22 protein-coding genes are annotated in these 23,709 nt (G+C 73.9%); 16 read left to right on the forward strand and 6 right to left on the reverse strand.

Annotation, left to right across the window (positions count from 1 at the left end):
- Positions 1-185 precede the first annotated feature (185 nt).
- The 4 genes from AB0F11_RS20345 to AB0F11_RS20360 form a co-directional block, all read right to left on the reverse strand.
- Entirely contained in the window at positions 186-1,028 is an 843-nt protein-coding gene (locus tag AB0F11_RS20345; RefSeq protein WP_362175430.1) for a GNAT family N-acetyltransferase, read from the reverse strand.
- Positions 1,029-1,098: 70 nt separating this feature from the next.
- Positions 1,099-1,464 (reverse strand): hypothetical protein, encoded by a 366-nt coding sequence (locus AB0F11_RS20350; RefSeq protein ID WP_362175433.1) that lies wholly within the window; start codon positions 1,462-1,464, stop codon positions 1,099-1,101.
- Positions 1,465-1,596: 132 nt separating this feature from the next.
- Positions 1,597-2,403, reverse strand: coding sequence for a PaaX family transcriptional regulator C-terminal domain-containing protein (locus AB0F11_RS20355; protein ID WP_362175436.1), 807 nt, complete (start codon positions 2,401-2,403; stop codon positions 1,597-1,599).
- 4 nt (positions 2,404-2,407) lie between these two features.
- Positions 2,408-4,027, reverse strand: coding sequence for an AMP-binding protein (locus AB0F11_RS20360; protein WP_362175439.1), 1,620 nt, complete (start codon positions 4,025-4,027; stop codon positions 2,408-2,410).
- Between the two features lie 140 nt (positions 4,028-4,167).
- Here AB0F11_RS20360 and AB0F11_RS20365 point away from each other — a divergent pair, with 140 nt between their 5' ends.
- The 3 genes from AB0F11_RS20365 to AB0F11_RS20375 all read left to right on the forward strand — a co-directional run bounded on the left by AB0F11_RS20365 (position 4,168) and on the right by AB0F11_RS20375 (position 6,149).
- Complete coding sequence (locus tag AB0F11_RS20365; protein WP_362175442.1) at positions 4,168-5,319, forward strand: acyl-CoA dehydrogenase family protein; 1,152 nt, start codon at positions 4,168-4,170, stop codon at positions 5,317-5,319.
- Positions 5,316-5,735: a Rid family hydrolase gene (locus AB0F11_RS20370; RefSeq protein ID WP_362175445.1), complete on the forward strand. Its 420-nt coding sequence runs from the start codon at positions 5,316-5,318 to the stop codon at positions 5,733-5,735. Before AB0F11_RS20365 ends, AB0F11_RS20370 begins: the two co-directional genes overlap by 4 nt.
- A gap of 102 nt (positions 5,736-5,837) precedes the next feature.
- On the forward strand, positions 5,838-6,149 hold the full coding sequence (locus AB0F11_RS20375; protein WP_362175447.1) for a hypothetical protein: 312 nt from the start codon (positions 5,838-5,840) through the stop codon (positions 6,147-6,149).
- A gap of 185 nt (positions 6,150-6,334) precedes the next feature.
- On the opposite strand, the gene AB0F11_RS20380 is transcribed toward AB0F11_RS20375, so the two are convergent.
- Positions 6,335-7,705 carry an aminopeptidase P family protein gene (locus AB0F11_RS20380; protein ID WP_362175449.1) on the reverse strand — a complete coding sequence of 457 codons (1,371 nt, stop codon included), beginning with the start codon at positions 7,703-7,705 and terminating at the stop codon, positions 6,335-6,337.
- Positions 7,706-7,925: 220 nt separating this feature from the next.
- On the opposite strand from AB0F11_RS20380, the gene AB0F11_RS20385 reads away from it, so the two are divergent.
- The 9 genes from AB0F11_RS20385 (at position 7,926) to AB0F11_RS20425 (ending at position 18,546) form a co-directional block, all read left to right on the forward strand.
- Positions 7,926-10,361 carry a collagenase gene (locus AB0F11_RS20385; RefSeq protein WP_362175452.1) on the forward strand — a complete coding sequence of 812 codons (2,436 nt, stop codon included), beginning with the start codon at positions 7,926-7,928 and terminating at the stop codon, positions 10,359-10,361.
- 112 nt (positions 10,362-10,473) lie between these two features.
- Complete coding sequence (locus AB0F11_RS20390) at positions 10,474-11,613, forward strand: FAD-binding oxidoreductase (protein ID WP_362175455.1); 1,140 nt, start codon at positions 10,474-10,476, stop codon at positions 11,611-11,613.
- A 299-nt stretch (positions 11,614-11,912) separates the two neighbouring features.
- Positions 11,913-12,248: a (2Fe-2S)-binding protein gene (locus AB0F11_RS20395; protein ID WP_362175458.1), complete on the forward strand. Its 336-nt coding sequence runs from the start codon at positions 11,913-11,915 to the stop codon at positions 12,246-12,248.
- Positions 12,229-13,698: an NAD(P)/FAD-dependent oxidoreductase gene (locus tag AB0F11_RS20400; RefSeq protein ID WP_362175461.1), complete on the forward strand. Its 1,470-nt coding sequence runs from the start codon at positions 12,229-12,231 to the stop codon at positions 13,696-13,698. The genes AB0F11_RS20395 and AB0F11_RS20400 overlap by 20 nt, the downstream gene beginning before the upstream one ends.
- Before the next feature lie 97 nt (positions 13,699-13,795).
- Complete coding sequence (locus tag AB0F11_RS20405) at positions 13,796-14,731, forward strand: dihydrodipicolinate synthase family protein (protein WP_362175464.1); 936 nt, start codon at positions 13,796-13,798, stop codon at positions 14,729-14,731.
- Positions 14,732-14,748: 17 nt separating this feature from the next.
- Positions 14,749-15,753, forward strand: coding sequence for a proline racemase family protein (locus AB0F11_RS20410; RefSeq protein ID WP_362175466.1), 1,005 nt, complete (start codon positions 14,749-14,751; stop codon positions 15,751-15,753).
- Complete coding sequence (locus AB0F11_RS20415; protein WP_362175468.1) at positions 15,750-16,820, forward strand: proline racemase family protein; 1,071 nt, start codon at positions 15,750-15,752, stop codon at positions 16,818-16,820. Before AB0F11_RS20410 ends, AB0F11_RS20415 begins: the two co-directional genes overlap by 4 nt.
- Positions 16,817-17,779: an ornithine cyclodeaminase family protein gene (locus AB0F11_RS20420; protein ID WP_362175471.1), complete on the forward strand. Its 963-nt coding sequence runs from the start codon at positions 16,817-16,819 to the stop codon at positions 17,777-17,779. The genes AB0F11_RS20415 and AB0F11_RS20420 overlap by 4 nt, the downstream gene beginning before the upstream one ends.
- Before the next feature lie 56 nt (positions 17,780-17,835).
- The gene (locus tag AB0F11_RS20425) at positions 17,836-18,546 is read left to right on the forward strand and encodes a GntR family transcriptional regulator (RefSeq protein WP_362175474.1); all 711 of its coding nucleotides are present in this window, start codon (positions 17,836-17,838) and stop codon (positions 18,544-18,546) included.
- Between the two features lie 103 nt (positions 18,547-18,649).
- Here the strand turns inward: AB0F11_RS20425 and AB0F11_RS20430 are convergent, their stop codons facing one another.
- On the reverse strand, positions 18,650-18,811 hold the full coding sequence (locus AB0F11_RS20430) for a hypothetical protein (protein ID WP_362175477.1): 162 nt from the start codon (positions 18,809-18,811) through the stop codon (positions 18,650-18,652).
- Positions 18,812-19,005: 194 nt separating this feature from the next.
- On the opposite strand from AB0F11_RS20430, the gene AB0F11_RS20435 reads away from it, so the two are divergent.
- Genes AB0F11_RS20435 through AB0F11_RS20450 form a run of 4 tightly spaced genes read left to right on the forward strand, consistent with a single transcriptional unit; the run spans position 19,006 to position 23,701 of the window.
- Positions 19,006-20,748, forward strand: a complete 1,743-nt coding sequence (locus AB0F11_RS20435; RefSeq protein WP_362175480.1) for an ABC transporter substrate-binding protein — start codon at positions 19,006-19,008, stop codon at positions 20,746-20,748.
- 9 nt (positions 20,749-20,757) lie between these two features.
- Positions 20,758-21,708, forward strand: a complete 951-nt coding sequence (locus AB0F11_RS20440; RefSeq protein ID WP_362175483.1) for an ABC transporter permease — start codon at positions 20,758-20,760, stop codon at positions 21,706-21,708.
- Positions 21,705-22,691, forward strand: a complete 987-nt coding sequence (locus tag AB0F11_RS20445) for an ABC transporter permease (protein ID WP_362175487.1) — start codon at positions 21,705-21,707, stop codon at positions 22,689-22,691. The genes AB0F11_RS20440 and AB0F11_RS20445 overlap by 4 nt, the downstream gene beginning before the upstream one ends.
- Positions 22,691-23,701 (forward strand): ABC transporter ATP-binding protein, encoded by a 1,011-nt coding sequence (locus AB0F11_RS20450; RefSeq protein WP_362175489.1) that lies wholly within the window; start codon positions 22,691-22,693, stop codon positions 23,699-23,701. The genes AB0F11_RS20445 and AB0F11_RS20450 overlap by 1 nt, the downstream gene beginning before the upstream one ends.
- Positions 23,702-23,709 lie beyond the last annotated feature (8 nt).

Below are 23,709 nucleotides of genomic sequence, written 5' to 3' on the forward strand. Positions count from 1 at the left end.
GAGGCGCGGGGTCCGGGGCGGAGCCCCGATCTTTGAGCCGCGCCGGCGATTGAGGCGGGCGGGGGCCGGAGCCGCAGGCCAAGCCCGCGGCGGAGCCGCTGATCGGTACTGCGGGAAGGGGGGAGGGGACGGGCTCCGCGCAGCGGCGGCCGGAGGGCTCCCGGCCGGGCCGGGCCGCGGCCCGGTCAGGCGGCCGGGACCACCACCGCGCGGTCCTCCACGGGGCGGAAGCCGAGGCGGAGGTACACGCCGGTGCTGGTCGGATTCGCCGTGTCCGCGAAGAGCAGCACCTCCGCGGCCCCGGCCAACCTGGCGGCCCCCACCGCGGCATGCGTCACCCCGGCCGCGTACCCGCGCCGGCGCTCGGCCGGCGGCGTGTACACCGGCCCGATCCGCGAGGCCCCGCCCACCTCGGCGCTGAACGAGGCCACCGCGACCGGCCGCCCCCCGCCGTCCTCCCACAGCACCACGCCGCGCTGCGCGACCCGGTCGCGCACCACCGCGTCCCCGGGGACGCGGTCATCCAGCTCGACGGCGAACGCCGTGAACCACTCCCGCACCAGCGGCAGGTCCGCCTCGCCCGCGGTCCGGGCCCGCCCCGCCGGCGCGGGATGTGGAGCCACCAGCTCGCCGAGCCGGTACAGCCGCAGCACCTCCGGGTCGCCGACCGGCCGCCCCCAGGCCTGCGCGAGCCGCTCCCCGTCGGCGCGCCGCGCATTGAACCCGCCGATGCCGCCCAGCAGCGGCTCCCGGTGCAGCGCTTCGCCGAGCGCCGCGACGGCCTCGTCCGGGACCCGCCCCAGCACCAGCGGGAACGGCGGGGTGCACACCAGGGCGCCCGCGACGGCCCCGTCCGCGCCGGTCCACCAGCCGAACACCGGGTCGTGGTCGGAGTAGGCGTGCGGGCCGCGGCGCACCAAGGCGCCCTCCATCGTCAGCAGCAGTGTGTTGGACACCGGGTCGGCGGCCACGGCCGGCCCGGCCGCAGCCCGGTAGGCGGCCAGATCGTGCGTGAAGGTCCACGTCATGGCTCATGATGGCGCCGCCGGCCACCCACCCGCACCCGAAATTCCGGCCGCCGGACCGCACCCGAGAGGGTCAGGAGGGAAGCCAGCCCGGCCACCACGGCGGCACGTTGTCGGGGCCGCACAGCCCGGAGTCCCCGGGGTAGCCCGCCAAGGTGCCCTCGGCGGCGAAGTACCAGACGACCACCACCGCCAGGACCAGCACCACGGCCGCCACGCCCGCCGCCGGGTTCACGCGCCGGGCGAGCAGCCAGACCAGCGCGGCGAGCAGCGCACACCCCGGGACGAGCATCACGACCATCTCGAAGAGCAGGCCGAACCTGCCGCCCGCCTCCCAGCCCGCGTCGCAGTAGGCCCGGGCGTTGGCGGCCAGCGCATACGCGAGGTAGCCGGCGAGGGCGCCGCCCAGGGCCGCCACCGCCACGGTCCACAGGCGCACCCGCTCCTTCCGCGACGCCGCGGCGGGCGGCTGCAGGGGTGGCGGTGGCACCGGCGGCCCGAATCCGGGCGGCGGAGCCCCCGGCGGAAGATCGCTTCTCGTCACATCCGGTCGTGACGCCCGCGCCGTCCGCTACGGTTCCACGAACCGCGCCCCGATGTCCCGCAGCCGGTCGTGCAGTTCGGCGAAGACGGCCGCGGCCCGGTCGCCGGGCCAGTCCGAGGGCAGCAGCTCGCGCGGCAGCCCCGGGTCGGCGTACGGCAGCCGCCGCCAGCTGTCCAGGGCGCGCAGGTAGCCCCGGTAGGCCTCCTCCGCCGTGGGCTCGCCGCCCTGCTGCAGGGCCCGCAGCACCGGCTCGTGCAGGTCGAGGAACTCCTCGTGGGCCTTGGCCAGGGCCGCCAGGTCCCACCAGCGGGCCACCGCCTCGGCGGTCGGCGCGAACCCCAGGTGCGCGCCGCGGAAGAGCTCCACGTACGCCGTCAGGTGCAGCCGCTCCAGGGTGTGCCCGGTCTCCTCCTCCACATGGGCGGGGGCGATCCACACGCCCGGCGCCACCGCGCCGAACCCGAGGCGGGCCAGGCGGGAGCGCAGCAGGTGCCGCTTGTGCCGCTCCTGCTCCGGGACGGAGAACACCGCCAGCAGCCAGTCCCCCGAGGCCTCGGCGCCGCGCTCCCCGTAGATGCGCCGGTCGCCGTCGTCCAGCAGCCGGCGGGCCTCCGCGGAGAGCTCGTACCCGGCGGAGCCGTCCGCGGCGCGCGCGGGCAGCAGGAAGCCGCGCCGCTTGAGCCGGGACACCGAGGAGCGGACCGAGGGCGCGTCCACACCGGCCGCGCCCAGCAGGCGGACCAGGGCGGACACCGGGACCGGCCCCTCGAAGGAGCGTCCGTAGGCGCCGTAGAAGGTGACGATCAGGGATCGCGGAGTGTGCTGCTCTGCCACGGGCTCACTCTAGATCGCGCAGCCGGTACCGCTGCAGTTTGCCGGTCGCGGTCCGCGGCAGCGCCGGAACGAAGACGAACACGCGCGGGCACTTGTGGGGGGCGAGCTCGGCCCGCATGAAGGTGCGCAGCGCATCCTCGGACAGGGTGGTGCCCGGCCGGGCCACGGTGTACGCGACCACGATCTGCCCGCGCCGCTCGTCCGGGCGCCCGACCACGGCCGCCTCGGCCACGTCCGGGTGGCGCATCAGCGCCTCCTCGACCTCCGGGCCCGCGATGTTGTACCCCGCCGAGACGATCATGTCGTCGGCGCGGGCGACGTAGCGGAAGTAGCCTTCCGGATCCCGGACGTAGGTGTCCCCGGTCAGGTTCCAGCCGCCGCGCACGTACTCCTCCTGCCGCGGGTCCGCCAGGTACCGGCAGCCCACGGGCCCCCGCACGGCGAGCAGCCCGGGCTCGTTGTCCGCGACGGGCCGGCCCGCGGCGTCGACCACACGGGCCTGCCAGCCGGGGACGACGCGGCCGGTGGTGCCCGGCCGGATGTCGTCGTCGGAGGCGGAGATGAAGATGTGCAGCAGCTCGGTGGCGCCGATCCCGTTGATGATCCGCAGCCCGGTGCGCTCGTACCAGGCCTGCCAGGTCGCGGCCGGGAGGTTCTCACCCGCCGAGACGCAGCGGCGCAGCGCCGAGAGGTCGTAGGCCCCCACGTGGTACGGGCCCAGCGAGTCCAGCATGGCCCGGTACGCGGTGGGGGCGGTGAACAGCACCGTCACCCGGTGCTCGGCGAGGGCGGGCAGCAGCCTGCGCGGCCCGGCCTGGTCCATCAGCAGTGCCGAGGCGCCCGCACGCAGCGGGAAGACGACCAGCCCGCCGAGGCCGAAGGTGAAGCCGAGCGGCGGGCTGCCGGCGAAGACGTCGTCGGGCCGGGGTCTGAGCACGGTGCGGGAGAAGGTGTCGGCGACCGACAGCAGGTCGCGGTGGAAGTGCATGCAGCCCTTGGGGCGGCCCGTGGTCCCGGAGGTGAAGGCGATCAGGGCCACGTCGTCGGCGGAGGTCTCCACGGGCGGGAAGGGCTCGCGGTGGCGCTCGGCCAAATGCAGCAGGTCGCCGGGACCCTCGCCGCCGTACGGGGTGATCCGCAGACCGGGTACCCCGGCGCGGGCCAGGTCGTCCAGCACCGTCACGTGGCACAGCGCGTGCCGCACCCGGGCCATCGCGCACACCGTGGCCAGCTCCTGGGCCCGCTGCTGCGCGAGCACGGTGACGGCCACCGCGCCCGCCTTCATCACCGCGAGCCAGCAGGCGGCCAGCCACGGCCCGGTCGGGCCGCGCAGCAGCACCCGGTTGCCGGGGACCACGCCGAGGTCGGCGGTGAGCACGTGCGCCAGTGCGTCCACCCGGTCGCGCAGCTCCCCGTACGTCCACACCTCCCCGCTCTCGCTGCGGAAGGCCGGGCGGTCCGGGCCGAGGCGGGCGATGGTGCCGTCGAGGAGCTCGGCCCCGCAGTTGAGCCGGTCCGGATAGGCCAGTTCGGGCAGTTCGAAGAGGAGCTGCGGCCAGGTGTGGGCGGGCGGCAGGTTGTCGCGGGCGAAGGTGTCGGTGTGGGCGGATGGCTTGAGCTCCAAGGCGGGTTCGCCCCCTTGCAACGGCAGCGGCCCCCCGGTGGGGGACCGAAGTGGGTGGAGCCGGCCGTGCGGTGTTCGCGACGAGCGTATCGTGATGGTGACGGCAGTCAATACGACGCGATAGAAGCGGGGATGCTCGGATGACCGGATTCGCGCTCGGAGCGGAACAAGAGCAGTGGTGCGACCGACTGCGCACCCTGGCGGCCGCGCGGCTGCGGCCGCTGGCCGACAAGGGGGAGCCGGGGCGGGTCAACCGCCCCTTGCTGGCCGAGCTCGGCGCGCTCGGCCTGCTGGAGCGGGTCTTCGACGCGGGCGCCCTGGAGCTGTGCCTGCTGCGCGAGTCCCTCGCGTACGGGTGCACGGAGGCGGAGACGGCCCTCGCCCTCCAGGGGCTCGGCGCGCACCCCGTGCTCAGCGCGGGCACGGCGGAGCAGCGGGAGCGCTGGCTGCCGCAGGTACGGGCCGGGCGGGCGGTGGCGGCCTTCGCGCTGAGCGAGCCGGGGGCCGGGTCGGACGCGGCGGCGCTGGCCCTGGCGGCCGAACCGGACCCGGCGGCGGGTGGCGGGGGAGGCGGAGGAGGGGGTGGCGGCGCAGGCGGGTGGCGGCTGACCGGGGAGAAGTGCTGGATCTCCAACGCCCCCGAGGCGGATTTCTACACCGTGTTCGCCCGAACGGGTGAGGGGCCGGGTGCCAAGGGCGTCACCGCCTTCCTGGTCCCCGCCGACCGGCCGGGCCTGTCCGGCGAGCCCCTGGACATGCTCTCCCCGCATCCCATCGGCCGTCTGGTCTTCGACGGGGTCCCGGTGGGCCCCGGGGACCTGCTGGGCGAGCCGGGCCGGGGCTTCGCCGTGGCCATGGCCACCCTGAACCTGTTCCGGCCCAGTGTCGGGGCCTTCGCGGTCGGCATGGCCCGGGCCGCGCTGGACGCCACGCTGGCCCACACCGCCCGCCGGCCCGCGTTCGGCGGGGTGCTCGGCGACCTCCAGGCGGTGGGGCACCGGGTCGCCGAGATGGCCACCCGGACCGAGGCCGCCCGGCTGCTGGTCTACGCGGCGGCGGGAGCGTACGACGCGGGCGCCCCGGACGTGCCGCGCCGCTCGGCCATGGCGAAGCTGCTGGCGACGGAGACGGCACAGTACGTGGTCGACCACGCCGTCCAGCTGCACGGGGCCATCGCCCTGCAACGCGGCCATCTGCTGGAACACCTCTACCGGGAGGTCCGCGCCCCGCGGATCTACGAGGGGGCGAGCGAGGTCCAGCGCACGATCATCGCGCGGGAGCTGTACCGGTGAGCCCCGAGCGCATCAACCCGCCCGAGCTCTCACCGCCGGCGGGCTTCTCCCACGCGGTGGCCGCGACCGGCTCCCGGCTGGTCTTCCTGGCCGGCCAGACGGCCCTGGACACCGCGGGCAAGGTGGTCGGCGACACGCTGCCCGAGCAGTTCGAGCGGGCCCTGTCCGGGCTGCTGACGGCCCTGGCCGCAGCAGGCGGCACCGCGGCGGACCTGGTGCGGGTGACGGTGTACGCGGTGGACGTGGCGGAGTACCGGGCCCACGCCCGCGAACTGGGCCGGATCTGGCGCCGCTTGGCGGGCCGGGACTACCCGGCGATGGCGGTCGTCGGCATCGTCCGGCTCTGGGACGTGGAGGCACTGGTCGAACTGGACGGTATTGCCGTCCTCGACGAGGTGGGCCGACCCCGGCTTTGACAGCGGGGGGAGGACGAGGGAGGGTGGAAATATCCCCTTTGTGGCATCGTCAACAATGTTCGGAGGTGCATGGTTATGCGCCGAGGGATCATTGCAGCAGTCGTGGCAGGGGTCGCGGGCGCCACGTTCGGCCTCATGCCGGTGAGCGGTGCTTTCGCCGCGGAACACACGCAGGTTCCGCAGAACAACAGGTGGTGCGACGACTACTGGTACCACGACGACTGGCGCGACTGCTGCTGGAACGGCCGCAGCGACCGCTACGACCGGTGCTGGGACGTCGACTCCTGGAGCGGCTACCGCCACGACAACCGGTACGACAACTGGTACCGCGACTACTCGTACTGGGACCGCGGCGGCTTCGACAACTACAACCATCACAGCGGTTACGACAGCCGCTACGACTACCGCCACTGACGCGGCGGTTTATAGAGCGCACCTTCGAAACACACCTTGAAACGCGCTTCTGAAATGCACCTCTGAAGAGCCTGCCGAAGCGCATCGCCGAAGTCCGCCCGAGCCCTGCTCGTGCGACGAGGGGCCGGCCCCGGGACACCCCGGGGCCGGCCCCTCGTGCGGAGCGGGCCGGCATATGCGGGCGCTCAGCCCTCCAACAGCGTCCCCATCCACTCCTCGATCCCGGCGACGGTGCGCGGCAGCGCCCCCGACATCAGCCGCGCCCCGGTCGCGGTGATCACGAGGTCGTCCTCGATGCGGACCCCGATGCCCCGCAGCTCCGGCGGCAGCGTCTCGTCGTCCGGCTGGAGGTACAGGCCCGGCTCGACCGTGAGCACCTGGCCCTCCTCCAGGACCCCGTCCAGGTACGTCTGCGCGCGCGCCTTGGCGCAGTCGTGCACGTCCAGCCCGAGCATGTGGCCGCTGCTGCACAGGGTGTAGCGCCGGTGGAGGTCGCCCTGCGCGTCCTTGAGCACGCCCCACTCCGCCAGGCCCTCCGCGATCACCCGCATCCCGGCCCGGTGGAAGTCGCGGAAGCTCGCGCCGGGGCGCAGCGCCGCGATCCCGGCCTCCTGGGCGGCGAGCACCAGCTCGTACACCTGCTTCTGGACGGGGGAGAAGCGCCCCGACAGCGGGAGGGTGCGGGTGACGTCGGCCGTGTAGAGGGTGTCGGTCTCCACGCCCGCGTCGAGCAGCAGCAGTTCGTCCCGGTCGAGCCGGCCGTCGTTGCGGATCCAGTGCAGTACGCACGCGTGCGCCCCTGACGCCGCGATGGTGTCGTACCCGGTGCCGTTGCCCTCGGCGCGGGCGCGCAGGTCGAAGACGCCCTCGATCCACCGCTCGCCGCGCGGGTGCGCCAGTGCGCGCGGCAGCGCCCGTACGACGTCCTCGAACCCGGCGGCGGTGTGGTCGACCGCGAGCTGGAGCTGCTCGACCTCCCAGGCGTCCTTGACCAGGCGCAACTCGGAGAGCGCGGCCGCCAGTTCCAGGTCGGTGGCCGGATTGCGCCCGTCCGGAGTGCCCAGGGTGTCCAGGTGGGCGCAGCGCAGCCCGGTCAGGCGCTCGGCCTCCGCCAGGTCGGGGCGGCGGCCGACCCAGAACTCGCCGTAGCGGCGGTCGCGGTAGAACTCCTCGTTGCCGCCCGTGCGTGCGGAGCGCGGGCGCAGGTAGAGGACGGCCTCGTGGCCGTGCGGGCCGGCCGGCTCCAGCACCAGGACGTGGCCCACCTGGTCCTCCCCGGTCAGGCCGGTGAGCCAGGCGTACGCGCTGTGCGGGCGGAAGCGGTGGTCGCAGTCGTTGGAGCGGACCTTCAGCTCCCCGGCCGGGACGATCAGCCGCTCGCCCGGGAACAGCGCCGAGAGCCGGGCGCGCCGGGCGGGGGTGACGTCGTACGCGGGGACCCGTGCGGAGTCGGGGAGCGGCGACGGGGCCCAGCTGCCCGCCATGAAGCGGGACAACTCAGGGGATACCGGTAGGTCGTGGCTGCCGATGTTGAGGCGGGAGGAGGCGTCGGACACAAGGGCTCCCTGGGGAAGACGAGAACTGGTGGGTGCACAGGTCTTGTCAGTGCAATTTCACATTACTATGTTACAGCTCACACCGCGGCGCGTTAATCCCCGTCAAACGCCGTGTGACACAGGGCAGTTCGCGTTCCACTCGCGTACCACTCACGCACCACGCCTCACGCAGCACCTTGCGCGCCATGTCCCCCACCTCCCCTCCCTTCAGGAGTCCTTGGTGTCCCAGCACAGAGCTGTGCGTACGTCCCTCCTCTCGGCCGCCGTCACCGTCACCCTCCTCGCCACCGCAGGCCAGGCCGTGACCCAGGCCGCCGAGACCGCGGCGGCCCCCGCCCCCGCCCGGGCGTTCGGCGCCGCCGCCGCGCCCGCGGCCTTCACCGGCGGGGCGCCCGGCGCGAACCCGTTCGACGAGGTCGACCGCGTTGCCACGCAGAAGGAGGCCGTTCCCGCCCCGGCCCCCGCCCCCGGCGCCGACCGGGCCCCCGGCACCGCCCCGGCCCCCGCGCCCGCCGCCGGCCGCACGCCCGGCGCGGCCACGGCCGCGGCTGCGCCCGCCGAACGCACCGAGAAGAGCCGCAAGTCCGTCGCCGCCCAGGCCGCCCCGACGGGCAGGACCCTCGCCGCCGGCGTCCCCTGCACCCTCGACGGGATCACCGGCCTGTCCCCGGAGCAGTTCGCCGACTTCCTCGGCGACCAGGCCGTCACCGCCGACGGCTGTCTGCGCGGGCTGATCTGGACCTGGGACGCCCGCCTGGCCCCGGTCATGTCCGACGCCCACGTCCAGGCCGTGTCCCGCCGGATATCCGCCCTGGCCGCCGCCCACGACGGACGCAACTCCTCCCACCTGGAGGAGATGTTCACCTACCTGCACGCCGTGGCCTACCACGACTACTCGCGCTCCGAGATCGACGTCACCGACGCCCCGACCGTCGACGCCATGCGCCGGGCCATCGCCGACTTCGGCGGCGCCGCCCGCACCTTCGACGCCACGGCCTCCAACGCCCGCACCCTGCGCGAGGCCCTCTACGCCGCCAGTGCGCCCGGCCTGCGCCAGCACCAGCTGGAGCTCATCAAGAAGGTCCTGGCCACCATGGACCCGGCCCACCCCGCCACGAACCAGGACACCGCCTGGGCGGGCGCGGCCCTGGCCGCCCTCTCCGTGAACTACCTCGGCGTCTACCCGGGCAACCAGGACACCGCCTTCCACGCGGCGGTGGCCGCAGACGCCTCCTACCGCGACGCCTTCAAGGCCTTCGCCGGCTACGGCCACCTCAAGGGCACCGCCAACTCCTGGGTGGCGCGCGACGCGCTCGGCGAGTACGGCCGCTTCGGCCAGGTCGACGCGGTCAAGGACCGCACCGTCGCCGACCTCGGCGCCCTCCTGCCCATCGCCCGCTCCACCTTCGGCGACGGCAGCGAGCAGTGGGCGAAGGTCGTCTCCTGGCTCAACTTCTACGGGGCGTGCAAGCCGTACGGGGTGTGCAAGGAGGACATCGAGAAGCAGCTCTTCCCGAACACCTACACCTACGACAACGGCGGCATCAAGGTCCGCACCGCCCTCGACCGGGCCACCGTCGACCAGCTCTACTACGCGAGCAAGCAGGTCAAGACGCAGTTCCACCGGGTCCTGGGCACCGACCAGCCGCTCGCCGGCGACCCGAACACCACCCTGAACATCGTGCTGTACGCCTCCCGCGCCGACTACGTGAACTACCACCCGATCCTGACGGGCTACGGCACCAACAACGGCGGCATCTACATCGAGAACGGCGCCACCTTCTACACCTACCAGCGCCGCGTCCCGCAGGACTCCTCCCTCACGCTCGAGGAGCTCTTCCGGCACGAGTACACGCACTACCTCAACGGGCGCTTCGCCGTCCCCGGCTTCTTCGGCCAGGGCCCCTGGTACGAGAACGACCGCACGACCGCCATGGACGAGGGCACCGCCGAGTTCTTCGACGGCGCCACCCGCGACAACGGCATCGCCGTCCGCAAGTCCCTGGTCCGGGGCATCATCAGCGACACCGCCGGCGGCGGCCCGCGCATGAGCGTCGACCAGCTCCTGCACGCCACCTACGACGGGGACGGCTTCCGCTTCTACAACTACGCGGGCACGTTCTTCGAGTTCCTCTGGACCGAGAAGCCCTCGCTGCTGCGCGAGATGTACACCCGCCTGCGCAGCGACGACGTGGCCGGCTTCGACGCCTGGCGCCACCGGATGGGCTCGGACACGTACCTCCAGCGCGACTACGACCGCTTCCTGGACGCGCAGATCGCCAAGGTCAACGACCTGTACGTGCCGAACACCGTGTTCACGCCCAACGAGCAGCTGCGCGACTCCGCGCTCGCGGCCGTGAAGTCCTCCTTCGCGACGGCCACGTACAGCACTCCGGACTGCGTGGAGAACGGGGACCCGGGCAAGCGGCGGTTCACCTGCACCGGGCGGATCACGGCGAACCTGAAGAACTGGCGCAGCGACGACCAGAACTTCAAGGACATGTCGGAGACGGTGGACTACTTCCTCCTCGACCGGGCCGGCGCGGCCTCCAACAACCTCGCCGACATGAACTGCACCTTCGCCCCGGTGGAGGTCTGGTCCGACCACAAGGCCGGCACCTCGGGCTACAGCTGCGAGGGACCGCTGCGCAGCTGACCTCTGCCCGGCGGCCGGCCCCGTGCCACGGGGGCGGGGCCGGCCGCCGGGCACTCCGCGCCGGGCCCCTCGGGACCTAGGCACCCAATAAAGAATGTGACATATTACTGCCGTGCCCAAGAGACATCCCCTGGACGTCGTGATCATCGGAGCCGGCGTCGTCGGCGCCGCCTGCGCGTACTACGCGGCCCGCGCCGGCCTGCGCGTGGCCGTCATCGACCGCGGCCCCGTCGCCGGCGGCACCACCGGCGCGGGGGAGGGCAACCTGCTCGTCTCCGACAAGGAGGCCGGCCCGGAGCTCGACCTCGCCCTGCTCTCGGGCCGCCTGTGGCGCGAACTCGCCGCGGAGCTCCCGCAGGAGATCGAGTACGAGCCCAAGGGCGGCCTCGTCGTCGCCCCCGACGAAACCACCCTGAAGGCGCTGCGCGACTTCGCCGCCGGCCAGCGCGCCGCCGGGGTGGAGGCGCTGGAGGCGTCCGCCGCCGACCTCCGCGACCTGGAGCCGCACCTCGCGCACGGCATGGCCGGCGGCTTCCACTACCCCCAGGACGCCCAGGTCCAGCCGGCCCAGGCGGCGGCCCGGCTCCTCGCTGCGTCGGGGGCCGAACTCCACCTGGGCGAGGAGGTCACGGCCGTCCTGCGCACCGCCGACGGCAGCGTCCGGGGAGTTTGCACGCCGGGCGGTGAGCTCCTCGCGCCCGCGGTGGTGAACGCCGCCGGCACCTGGGGCGGCCGCATCGCCGAACTCGCCGGCACCAGCCTGCCGGTGCTGCCGCGGCGCGGATTCGTCCTGGTGACGGAGCCGCTGCCGCGGGTGGTCCGGCACAAGGTGTACGCCGCGGACTACATCGCGGACGTCGCCAGCGGCTCCGCGGCCCTGCAGTCCTCGGCCGTGGTCGAGGGCACCCCGGCCGGACCGGTGCTCATCGGGGCCACCCGGGAGCGCGTCGGCTTCGACCGCTCCCTGTCGGTGGAGGCCCTGCGCCGCCTCGCCGCCCAGGCGGCCGCACTGTTCCCGGTCCTGGCGGAGGTACGGGTGCTGCGCACCTACCACGGCTTCCGCCCGTACCTGCCGGACCACCTCCCGGCCATCGGCCCGGACCCCCGCGTCCCCGGCCTCCTCCACGCCTGCGGCCACGAGGGCGCGGGCATCGGCCTGGCCCCGGCCACGGGCACCCTGATCACCGCATCCCTGACCGACACACCCCCACCCGTCCCCCTCACCCCCTTCCACCCGAACCGCTTCCCGTGATTCACCCCGTCCGGCGTTCGAAGCCCGGGTGGTCCCACCCAGCCCGTCCGGCGCTTGAGGACCGGGGGTCCGGGGGCGGAGCCCCCGGGATACGGAGAAAGGGCGGGGCGGGGAGACGGCTTCGCGCAGCGGCCCCCACCCCGGACCACCCCACCCACTCCCGCCCGGCCGGACCCCCGCCCACCCACCCCACCCGCCCCGACCGACGTGCCCGGCAGGGCCGCCCCGCCCAAGCCGGCCGCCCAGGCCATCCCGCCCCGCCGGTGCAACCGGCCCCACCCGCCGAGGGAGACACGCAGATGACCCACCCCACCCCCCGGCCGGACCGGACACCCCGCACCCTGGTCGGAGGCCACCCCGACGCCACGTACACCCTCCGCTTCGACGGCCGCGACCTCACCGCCCACGCAGGCCAGAGCATCGCCGCGGTCCTCTGGTCCGCCGGCATCCTCGCCTGGCGGACCACCCGCCAATCCGGCACCCCCCGCGGCGCGTTCTGCGGCATCGGCAGCTGCTACGACTGCCTCGTCACCGTCAACGGCCGCCCGAACCAGCGCGCGTGCCTCGTCCCCGCCCAGCCGGGCGACACCGTCACCACCCAGGAAGGGACCGGCCGTGCCGACCTCGCCGTCTGACCCGCGACCGCAGCCCTCGCAGCCCCGGCAGCCCTCGCAGCCCGCGCAGTCCCCGGCCGACCTCGCGGTGGTCGGCGCCGGCCCGGCCGGCCTGGCCGCCACGGTGGCCGCCGCCACGCTCGGGCTGCGCGTCGTCCTGCTGGACGCGGCGGAGCGGCCCGGCGGCCAGTTCTACCGGCACCCGGCCCCCGCCCTCGGGGCCGCCCGCCCCGAGGCCCTGCACCACGGCTGGGCCGCCTTCGCCGAGCGCGACGCCGCCCTGGCGGCCCACGTGGCGGCGGGCCGCGTCACGTACCTCCCGGGCCACCACGTCTGGACGGTGGTCCACGGGGAGCAAGCCCCCGGAACCCGGGATGCGGCCACCTGGACCCTGCACGCCGTCGCGGCCCCCGACGACCACCCCGCCACCGTCCACGCCCGAGCCGTCCTCCTGGCCACCGGCGCGTACGAACGCCAGCTCCCCTTCCCCGGCTGGACCCTCCCCGGCGTGGTCGGCGCCGGCGGCGCACAGGCCATGCTCAAGTCCGGCCTCGTCCTGCCGGGCCGGCGCGTCGTCGTGGCCGGCAGCGGCCCCCTGCTCCTCGCCGTCGCCGGCTCGCTCGCCGCGGCCGGGGCCCGGGTGCCGGCCGTGGTCGAGGCCGCCGCCTACACCGCGTACGCCCCGCACCTGCCGGCCCTGCTGCGCAATCCCGCCAAGCTCGCCGAAGGGGCCACGTACGGCAGTGCCCTGCTGCGCCGCCACATCCGGCTCCTGACCCGCCACGCGGTGACGGCCGCCCACGGCACCGACCGCGTCGAGGCCGTCACGGTGGCCCGCCTGGACCGCGACTGGCGCCCGCTGCCCGGCACGGCCCGCCGGATCCCCTGCGACGCCGTGGCCGTCGGCCACGGGCTGGTCCCGCAGCTGGAACTGGCCACCTCCCTCGGCTGCGCCACCCGCCGCGCCGCGGACGCAACCGTGGCCCTGGAACTCGATGCGCACCAGCAGACCTCCGTCCCCGGCATCTGGTCCGCCGGCGAGACCGGCGGCATCGGCGGCGCCCAACTGGCCCTGGTCGAGGGTGAGATCGCGGCCCACGCGATCGCCGGCCGGCCCGTGCCCGTCGCCCTGTCCCGCCGCCGCGCCCGGCTGCGCGCCTTCGCCGACGCGATGGGCGCGGCCCACCGCCCCGGCACCGGCTGGACCGGCTGGCTGACCGACGACACCGACGTCTGCCGGTGCGAGGAGGTCCCGGCCGGCCGGATCCGGGAGGCCGTCTGCGACCTCGGCGCCCGGGACGCCCGTACGGCCAAGCTCCTCACGCGTGCCGGGATGGGCTGGTGCCAGGGCCGGATGTGCGGCCCGGCCGTGGCGGCGCTCGCCGGCGAGGAGCCGGCCCCGGACCGGCGGCCCCTGTCCTGCCCGGTACCCCTTCGCCACCTCGCCGAACTTCCGCCCGCCCAGGGCTGATCGCCAGCCCGCCGACGCCCGAACCGCCAGCCCCGGCCCCTTGTGGCCGAGTCACACCCCCAAGTAAAATGTCACACACCACTCTAGGGAGCACTCAATGACCGACGCGCACACCCCCGCGACGCCCTCCGCCCCGGCGGACACCCGTACCCGCCCCTGGCACGGCATCATGGTCGCCACCGCCCTGCCGCTGCGCGAGGACCTCTCCGTCGACTACGACGCCTACGCCGATCACGTCGCCTGGCTCATCGCCAACGGCTGCGACGGCGTCGTCCCCAACGGCTCCCTCGGCGAGTACCAGACCCTCACCGACGAGGAGCGCGCCCGCGTCGTCCGCACCGCCGTCGAGGCCGCCGGCGACGGCAGCCGCGTCATGCCGGGCGTCGCCGCCTACGGCAGCGCCGAGGCCCGCCGCTGGGCCGACCAGGCCGCCGAGGCCGGCGCCGGCTCCGTCCTGCTCCTGCCGCCCAACGCCTTCCGCGCCGACGACGAGACCGTACGCGCCCACTACGCCGAGGTCGCCAAGGCCGGCCTGCCGGTGGTCGCGTACAACAACCCGTACGACACCAAGGTGGACCTGACCCCCGCCCTCCTCGCCCGGCTCCACGCCGACGGCAGCATCGTCGCCGTCAAGGAGTTCAGCGGCGACGTCCGCCGCGCCTACGAGATCGCCGAACTCGCCCCGGGCCTGGACCTCCTCATCGGCGCCGACGACGTCCTGCTCGAACTCGCCCTCGCCGGCGCCGTCGGGTGGATCGCCGGCTACCCCAACGCCCTGCCCCGCTCCTGCGCCGACCTCTACCGGGCCGCCGTCGCCGGGGACCTCGCCACCGCCCTGCCGCTCTACAAGTCCCTGCACTCCCTGCTGCGCTGGGACTCCAAGACCGAGTTCGTCCAGGCGATCAAGCTCTCCATGGACCTGGCCGGACGCCCCGGCGGCGCCACCCGCCCGCCCCGCTTCCCGCTCACCGGGGAGACCGAGGCGGCCGTCCGCGCCGCGACCGAGAAGGCCCTCGCCGAGGGACTCAACTAGCCGACCGGGGGGACCCCATGCGCACGCGCCACATCTACCACGCGGTGGACTCGCACACCGAGGGCATGCCGACCCGGGTGATCACCGGGGGTGTCGGGGTGATCCCCGGCGCCACCATGGCCGACAAGCGGCTCCACTTCATCGAGCACATGGACCACGTCCGCACCCTGCTCATGTACGAGCCGCGCGGACACTCCGCGATGAGCGGCGCGATCCTCCAGCCCCCCACCCGGCCCGACGCCGACTTCGGCGTGCTCTACATCGAGGTGTCGGGCCTGCTGCCCATGTGCGGGCACGGCACCATCGGCGTCGCCACCGTCCTCGTCGAGACGGGCATGGTGGCGGCCGTCGAACCGGTCACGACCGTCCGGCTCGACACCCCGGCCGGGCTCGTCTCGGTCGACGTCCGCGTCGAGGACGGGGCGGCCACCGCCGTCACCCTCACCAACGTCCCCGCCTTCTGCGTCGGACTCGACCTCAAGGCCGAGGTCCCCGGGTACGGCACGGTCACCTACGACCTCGCCTACGGCGGCAACTTCTACGCCTTCGTCGAACTCGACGCCCTCGGCCTGCCCTTCGACCGCGCCCGCAAGGACGACCTGCTCGCCGCCGGCCTCGCCGTCATGGACGCGATCAACACCTCCGCCGACCGGCCCGTCCACCCCGAGAACCCCTCCATCGCCGGGGTCAAGCACGTCTACCTCGCCGCCCCGGGCTCCGACGCCCGCCGCTCCCGCCACGCCATGGCCATCCACCCGGGCTGGTTCGACCGCTCGCCCTGCGGTACGGGCACCAGCGCGCGCATGGCCCAGCTGCACGCCCGCGGCCTGCTCGGCCTCGACACCGACTTCGTCAACGAGTCCTTCATCGGCACCGAGTTCACCGGCCGCCTCGTCGGCCGCACCACGGTCGGCCCGTACGAGGCCGTCGTCCCCACCGTCACCGGCCGCGCCTGGATCACCGGCACCGCCCAGTACTTCCTCGACCCGACCGACCCCTTCCCCGGAGGCTTCCTGCTGTGACCGAGCTGACCGCCGTACGGACCGTCGACTACCACACGGGCGGGGAGCCCTTCCGGATCGTCGACACCCGCGCCGCCGAACTCCCGCCCGTGCCGGGGGACACGGTCGCCGAGCGCTGCGCGACCGCCATCGGGCCCGGCGGCTCCGGGACGGCCCCGCGGCGGGGCGAGCTGGACGACGTACGGCGGCTCCTCGTGCAGGAGCCGCGCGGGCACGCCGGCATGTACGGCGGGTTCGTCGTGTCGCCGGACGACGACGGCGCCCACCTCGGGGTGCTGTTCTGGCACAAGGACGGCTACTCCACCGCCTGCGGCCACGGAACCATGGCCCTCGGGGCGTGGGCGGTGGACACCGGCCTCGTCGCCGCCCCCGACCACGGGGACGTGCAGGTGCGGATCGACGTGCCGTCGGGGCGGGTCGCGGCCACCGTGCACCGCGACGGCGGCCGCACCACCGGGGTCACCTTCCGCAACGTGCCGGCCCGGGTCGCCGCCCGCAAGGTGCCCGTCGCGACCACCCTCGGGCTCGCGGAGGCGGACATCGCGCACGCCGGCGCCTGCTACGCCTCGGTGCGCGCCCGCGACCTCGGCCTGGAGGTCTCCCGGGCCGCCCTGCCCGACCTGGTGCGCGCCGGGCGGGAGATCCGCACCGCGCTCGCCACCCACCCCGGGACCTGGCACCCCGGCGGGCCGCTGCTGTCCGGGGTCTACGGGGTGATCCTGTACGAGGAGCTGCCCGACACCCCGTTCGGCCCGCACCAGCGCAACGTCACCGTCTTCGCCGACGGGCAGATCGACCGCTCGCCCTGCGGCTCCGGCACCTCGGCGCGGCTCGCGCTGCTGGCGCAGGACGGGCGGCTGGGGGCGGGGGAGGACCTGCTGCACGAGTCGGTGGTCGGCACGGTGTTCACGGGGCGGGTGCTCCCGTCGGACGGCGGGGAAGGGGAAGGGGAAGGGGAAGGCGGGGACGGCGTGGTCACGGAGGTCACCGGAACGGCGTACCGAACCGGTGAGCACCTGTTCACCCTCGCCCCGCACGACGCCCTCGGCCCGGGCTTCCTGCTGTGAGCGTGATCCGGCAGTTCGGGGCGCGTGAACTGGCCGGGCTGCTCGGCCCGGCCGGGGCCGCCGACGCCCTGGCCGACGCGCTGCGGGCCGGGCTGGACCCGGAGTCCTGCCCGCAGCGCAGCGCGGTGGCCGTGCCGGGCGGGGGAGAGCTGCTGCTGATGCCGGCCGCGCAGGGGGCGTACGCCGGGGTGAAGATCGCGGGGGTCGCGCCGGGCAACCCGGCGCGCGGCCTGCCCCGCATCACCGGCTCGTACCTGCTGCTGGACGGGGCCACCCTGCGCCCGGTCGCCCTGCTGGACGGCGCCGCCCTCACGGCGCTGCGCACGCCCGCGGTCTCGGCGCTGGCGCTGCGGTACCTGGCGCCGGCGGGGCGGCCGCTGCGGCTGGTGCTGTTCGGCAGCGGGCCGCAGGCGTACGGGCACCTCGAAGCCGCGGCGGCGGTGCGGGACGTGGGGCGGGCGGTGGTCGTGGCCCGGGACCCGGCCGGGGTGCGCAAGCTGGTGGAGCACGCGCAGTCCCTCGGGATCCCCGCCCGCGCGGGGACGGCGGCGGACGTGGCCGGCGCCGACCTGGTGCTGTGCTGCACGACGGCCCGCACACCGCTCTTCGACGGGCGCCTGGTGGACCCCGGGGCGGTGGTCGTCGCGGTCGGCTCGCACGAGCCGGACGCCCGGGAGACCGACACGGCCCTGGTGCGGCGCTCGGCGGTGTACGTGGAGGCGCGCTCGGCGGCCCTGCGGGAGGCGGGGGACCTGCTGATCCCGGAGGCCGAGGGGGCGATCGGCCCCGGTCATATCAACGGCACCCTCGCTGACCTGGTGGCGGGCCGGATGCCGGCGCCCGGACCGCCGGGTTGTCCACAGCTCTTCAAGAGCGTGGGCATGGCCTGGGAGGATCTCGCCGTGGCGGTGGCGATGTATCACGCGGCCGACGCGGTCGGGGCGAACAGCGAAACGTGACATTGTACGCTGTTCCTCTGCACCTCGGTGGTGTGAAGGGGTCTCGGAGGAAAGCAATGGGTGACCTGAAGCAGCACAGTCTCATCAAGGCCCAGGAGCGGCTCCGTGACCAGGTCGGCCACGCCCTGCGAGCAGCCCTGATAGCGGGTGAACTGCGCCCCGGCAGCGTCTACTCGGCGCCGGGTCTCGCCGCCGAGCTCGGCGTCTCGGCCACCCCGGTCCGCGAGGCCATGCTGGACCTGGCCCGCGAGGGCCTGGTGGAGCCGGTCCGCAACAAGGGCTTCCGGATCACCGAGGTCAGCGAGCGGGACCTGGACCAGTACACGGAACTCCGCACGATGATCGAGGTCCCGACGGTGGGCAAGGTCACGCGCATCGCCACTCCGGCCCAACTGGAGGCCCTCCGCCCGATCGCGGAGGAGATCGTCACCAGCGCCCGCGAGCACAACCTCATCGGCTACCTGGAGGCGGACCGCCGCTTCCACCTCACGCTGCTGGGCCTCGCCGGCAACGACCGCCTGGTCGAAACGGTGGGCGACCTGCGCAAGCGCTCCCGCCTGTACGGCCTGACCGGCCTGGACGAGGCGGGCAAGCTGGTCTCCAGCGCGGAGGAGCACATCGAACTCCTGGACCTGATGCTCGCGGGCGACGCGGAGGCCGCCGAAGCCTGCATGCTCCGCCACCTCGGCCACGTCCGCTCCCTGTGGGCCCAGGGCCGCAACGAACCGGTGGGCCGCACCCCGGGCGGCCTCGGCTCCACCCTCTGACGAGACTCCCCTTCATATCGTTTGGCGCCCACGATGACGGCGCCCGGCGGGGACTGTGGTCCCGCCGGGCGCCGTTGTCGATGGTTCGGGTTGTCGCTGACCGTCAGCCGATGGTGAGGAAGGTGTTCCAGCCGTCCTCGTCCCGGCCGGCTGCGGGGCCGATTGCGGTGGTTCCGCCTCGAAAGAGCCACTGGTTGCCGAGGGTGTCCACGGCCCAGATGTCGGGGATGCCGTCTTCGTTGGTGTCGGGCGTCCCGAGGATCACGGGGATGGTGGCCCGGCCGGACTTCCGGCTGCGGCGTCAGGGCGACAAGGGCTGAGTCCCCGCCCCCAACCCGCCCGCGTACCAGGCGGTTTGGACACGGGTGGGTAACGGCGGGGCTGATCTCTTGTCAGTGCAATTTCACATTACTATGTTACCGGTCACATCATAGAGCGCGGCCCTTCACTGGAGTGACCATGACCAAGCGCACCCAACTCGCCCTCGCCACCGCCCTGGTGGCCGCTCTCGCACTCGGTGCCTCCGGCTGCTCCGACCCCAAGAAGGGCTCCGCCGGCGGCGGTGCGTCCAACCCCGCCTCCGCCAACGACGGCAAGGTCCTCGGCGGCACCCCCGTCAAGGGCGGCACCCTCACCGTTCTGTCCAACCAGGACTTCGCCCACCTCGACCCCGCCCGCAACTGGGTCATGCCGGCCATGGACTTCGGGACCCGGCTGCTCTACCGCACCCTCGTCACCTTCAAGGCCGAGCCCGGCAAGGCCGGCAGTGAGCTCGTCCCCGACCTCGCCACCGACCTCGGCACCCCCTCCAACGACGGCCGGACCTGGACGTTCACCTTGAAGGAGGGGGTGAAGTACGAGGACGGCTCGCCCATCAAGGCCCAGGACATCAAGTACAACGTCGAGCGCTCCTTCGCCCCCGACCTCACCGGCGGCCCCGACTACGCCGCCCAGTACCTCGCCGGCACCGAGGGCTACAAGGGGCCGCTCCAGGGCCAGCACCTGGATTCGGTGAAGACGCCCGACGACCGCACCATCGTCTTCGAACTCAAGCGCCCGGTCGCCGAGTTCTCCGCCACCGCCACCCTCCCCACCTTCGCGCCCGTTCCGCAGTCCCAGGAGAAGGGCACCCAGTACGACGCCCGCCCGTTCTCCTCCGGCCCGTACAAGATCGAGTCGTACGACCGGGACAAGAAGCTCGTCCTCGTCCGCAACGAGCACTGGGACGCCAAGACCGACCCGGTCCGCAAGGCCTACCCCGACAAGTTCGTCGTCGTCATGGGCCTCAAGGGCGGCCAGGTCGACGACCGCATCATCGCCGGCGAGGGCGCCGACGCCTCCGCCGTCGAGTACTTCAACATGCGCCCCGAGAGCGCCCCCAAGGTCCTGCCCAAGCCGGAGATCAAGGCCCGCATGCTCGCCGAGTCCCAGGGCTGTACGAGCATGCTCCACCTGAACAACTCCCGCGCCCCCTTCAACGACCCCAAGGTCCGCGAGGCCATGCAGTACGCCGTGGACAAGGAGGCCGTGGTCACCGCCGCCGGCGGACCCGCCCTCAACGAGGTCGCCACCGCCTACCTGCCGCCCGCCCTCACCGGCGGCAAGCAGGCCGACACCCTCAAGATCGCCCCGGCCGGCGACCCCGCCAAGGCCAAGGAACTCCTCAAGGCCGCCGGCAAGGAGAAGCTGAAGGTCTCCCTCACCGTCTCCACCGGCGACAAGGCCAAGGCGGAGGCCCTCCAGCAGGGCCTGGCCCGCGCCGGCGTCGAGGTCGTCATCGACACCGTCGACCCGGGCGCGTACTACGACGTCATCGGCGACCTGTCCACCACCCCCGACATGACGCTCACCGGCTGGTGCCCCGACTACCCCTCCGGCTCCACCTGGATCCCGTTCGTCTTCGACGGCCGCACCATCAAGGACAAGGGCAACCAGGGCAACTACGCCCAGTTCCGCGACGAGGCCACCATGAAGCGGATCGACGAGATCAACGCCATGGCCGACGCCAAGCAGGCCAACCAGGCCTGGATCGACCTCGACGCCGACATCATGAAGAAGTCCCCGGCCGTCCCGGTCCTCCTGGAGCGCAAGCCGCTGCTCATCGGCCCCAACATCGCCGGCGCCTACGGCCACCCCGTGTGGACCGGAACCATCGACTACGGGACCGTCGGCCTGAAGGACCCGGCGAAGAGCCAGGGCTGAGCCACCGCCATGACCGCCGCCACCGCCGCCGCCCCGCAGGGCGCGCGCAAGGACCTCCCGCCCGGCAGCAGCCCCTGGCAGCTCGCCCGGCGGGAACTCCGCCGCCGCCCCGCCGTCCGCATCAGCCTCTGCGTCGTCGCCCTGTTCGTCCTGATGGCCGCCACCGCCCCCTGGCTCAGCTCCCTGGGCGGCTGGTCCCCGCAGGAGTTCGACAAGGCCGCCGTCGACCCCTACCTCGGCGGGCAGCCGCTCGGCTCCCTCGGCGGGATCAGCCCCGAGCACTGGCTCGGTGTCGAACCCGTCACCGGCCGCGACCTGTTCGCCCGCGTCGTCACCGGCGCCCAGGTCTCGCTGCTCATCGCGTTCGCCGCCACCGCCATCGTCGTCGTCACCGGCACCGCGGCCGGGATCGCCGCCGGCTACTTCGGGGGCCGCACCGACGCCGTCCTGTCCCGCCTGATGGACCTGACCATGTCCTTCCCGTCCCTCATCTTCATGATCGCGATGCTGTCGGTCGCCAAGGACGTCAACCGCATCGTCCTCATGACCGCCGTCATCGGCATCTTCGGCTGGCCCGGCGTCGCCCGCGTCGTCCGCGGCCAGACCCTCTCCCTCAAGCACCGCGAGTACGTCGACGCCGCCCGCGTCGGCGGCTCCGGCCCCTGGCGGATCCTCACCCGCGACATCCTCCCGGGCGTCTCCGGCCCGGTCATCGCCTACACCACCCTGCTGATCCCCGGCATGATCAGCACCGAGGCCGCGCTCAGCTACCTCGGCGTCGGGGTCCGCCCGCCCACCCCCTCCTGGGGCCAGATGATCGCCGAGTCCGTCGCCTTCTACGAGACCGACCCGATGTACTTCGTCATCCCCAGCACCTTCCTCTTCCTCGCGGTCCTCGCCTTCACCCTCCTCGGCGACGCCCTGCGCGACATCCTCGACCCGAGGGGAGCCCGCAGTTGATCCTCTACCTCGTGCGCCGGCTCCTCGCCCTGGCCGGCGTCCTGCTCGCCATCGCCGCCGTCACCTTCCTCATCTTCTACGTCCTGCCCTCCGACCCGGCCGCGGCCGCCTGCGGAAAGACCTGCAGCGCCGAGCGCATCGCCGACGTACGGGCCTACCTGGGCCTGGACCAGCCGCTGTGGCGCCAGTTCTGGGACTTCCTCAGCGGTATCTTCACCGGCCGCACCCTCGGCAGCGGGCAGTACGCCGTCCGCTGCGACTTCCCCTGCCTGGGCTACTCGTACGAGAACTCCCTGCCCGTGTGGGACCTGCTGATGGACCGCCTCCCGGTCTCCGCCTCCCTCGCGCTCGGCGCCGCCGTGCTCTGGCTCGTCCTCGGCCTCGGGGCGGGCGTCACCGCCGCCCTGCGCAAGGACACCGCCACCGACAAGACGCTGATGGTCGGCGCGGTCGCCGCCGCGTCCCTGCCCGTCTACTTCACCTCCGTGATGCTCATCTACGGAGTCATCCGCGTCGCCGGGCTGCTGCCCTACCCCTCCTACCAGTCCCTCGCCGACGACCCGCTCGGCTGGGCCTCCAACCTGCTGCTGCCCTGGACCGCGCTCGCCCTGCTGTACGCCGCCATGTACGCCCGGCAGAGCCGCGGCTCCATGATCGAGGCGATGGCCGAGCCGTACATCCGCACCGCCCGCGCCAAGGGCATGCCCGAGCGGACCGTCGTCGTCAAGCACGGCCTGCGCTCCGGGATGACCCCGATCCTCACCATCTTCGGCATGGACCTCGGCGGGCTCCTCGCCGGCGCCGTCATCACCGAATCCATCTTCGGACTCCCCGGCATCGGGCGGCTGTTCTACGGGGCGCTCGTCAGCTCCGACCAGCCGGTCGTCCTCGGGGTCACCCTGATGGCCGCCTTCTTCATCGTCGTCGCCAATCTCGCCGTCGACCTCCTGTACGCCGTCGTCGACCCGAGGGTGAGGTACTGATGCCCGCCTCCACCAGCTCGTCCCCCCTGCTCGAAGTGCGCGACCTGAGCGTCACCTTCAGCACCCCGCGCGGCCCCGTGCGGGCCGTCGACTCACTCGGCTTCACCGTCGAGGCCGGGCGCACCCTCGGCATCGTCGGCGAGTCCGGCTCCGGCAAGTCGGTGACCTCCCTCGCCGTCATGGGCCTGCACCGCGGCGCCGAGGTCACCGGCTCCATCCGGCTCGCGGGCCGGGAGCTCACCACGGCGGGCGAGAAGGAGCTGTCCCGGCTCCGCGGCCGCAAGATGGCCATGATCTTCCAGGACCCGCTCTCCAGCCTGCACCCCTACTACACGGTCGGCGAGCAGATCGCCGAGCACGTCCGCGTCCACTTCAAGGCGCGCCGCGGCGCCGCCCGCAAGCGGGCCGTGGAGATGCTCGGCGAGGTCGGCATCCCCGAGCCGGCCCGCCGCGCGGGGGAGTACCCGCACCAGTTCTCCGGCGGCATGCGCCAGCGCGCGATGATCGCCATGGCACTGGCCTGCGAACCCGACCTGCTCATCGCCGACGAGCCGACCACCGCCCTCGACGTCACCGTCCAGGCGCAGATCCTCGACCTCCTGGCCCGCCTCCAGCAGGAGCGCGGCCTCGGCATCGTGATGATCACCCACGATCTGGGCGTCGTCGCCCGCGTGGCCCACGACGTGCTCGTCATGTACGGCGGCCGCGCCGCCGAACAGGCGGGCGCCGACGCCCTGTTCGCCGACCCCGCCCACCCCTACACCCGCGGCCTGCTCGACTCGCTGCCCCGGCTGGACGACGCGGACGACGAGCCGCTGCGCGCCATCCCCGGCTCCCCTCCCTCCCTCCTGACGCCGGCCCCCGGCTGCGCGTTCGCCCCCCGCTGCCCCAAGGCCGCGGCCCGCTGCACCGACGTACGCCCCGCCCTGGAGCCGTACGGGGAGCAGCCCGGGCGGACGGCCGCCTGCCACTTCGCCGGATCCGCGATCGCCGAGGAGGCGGCCCGATGACGCCCACC

Source organism: Streptomyces sp. NPDC032472 (assembly GCF_040636955.1).
In the GTDB taxonomy this organism is placed as follows: Bacteria; Actinomycetota; Actinomycetes; order Streptomycetales; family Streptomycetaceae; genus Streptomyces.

Excerpts from the sequence above, each read along its gene's own strand:
- AB0F11_RS20345 (WP_362175430.1), bottom strand. The coding sequence starts at position 1,028 with ATGACGTGGACCTTCACGCACGATCTGGCCGCCTACCGGGCTGCGGCC.
- AB0F11_RS20365 (WP_362175442.1), top strand. The coding sequence starts at position 4,168 with ATGACCGGATTCGCGCTCGGAGCGGAACAAGAGCAGTGGTGCGACCGA.
- AB0F11_RS20395 (WP_362175458.1), top strand. The coding sequence starts at position 11,913 with ATGACCCACCCCACCCCCCGGCCGGACCGGACACCCCGCACCCTGGTC.
- AB0F11_RS20405 (WP_362175464.1), top strand. The coding sequence starts at position 13,796 with ATGACCGACGCGCACACCCCCGCGACGCCCTCCGCCCCGGCGGACACC.
- AB0F11_RS20410 (WP_362175466.1), top strand. The coding sequence starts at position 14,749 with ATGCGCACGCGCCACATCTACCACGCGGTGGACTCGCACACCGAGGGC.
- AB0F11_RS20425 (WP_362175474.1), top strand. The coding sequence starts at position 17,836 with ATGGGTGACCTGAAGCAGCACAGTCTCATCAAGGCCCAGGAGCGGCTC.
- AB0F11_RS20435 (WP_362175480.1), top strand. The coding sequence starts at position 19,006 with ATGACCAAGCGCACCCAACTCGCCCTCGCCACCGCCCTGGTGGCCGCT.
- AB0F11_RS20440 (WP_362175483.1), top strand. The coding sequence starts at position 20,758 with ATGACCGCCGCCACCGCCGCCGCCCCGCAGGGCGCGCGCAAGGACCTC.
- AB0F11_RS20450 (WP_362175489.1), top strand. The coding sequence starts at position 22,691 with ATGCCCGCCTCCACCAGCTCGTCCCCCCTGCTCGAAGTGCGCGACCTG.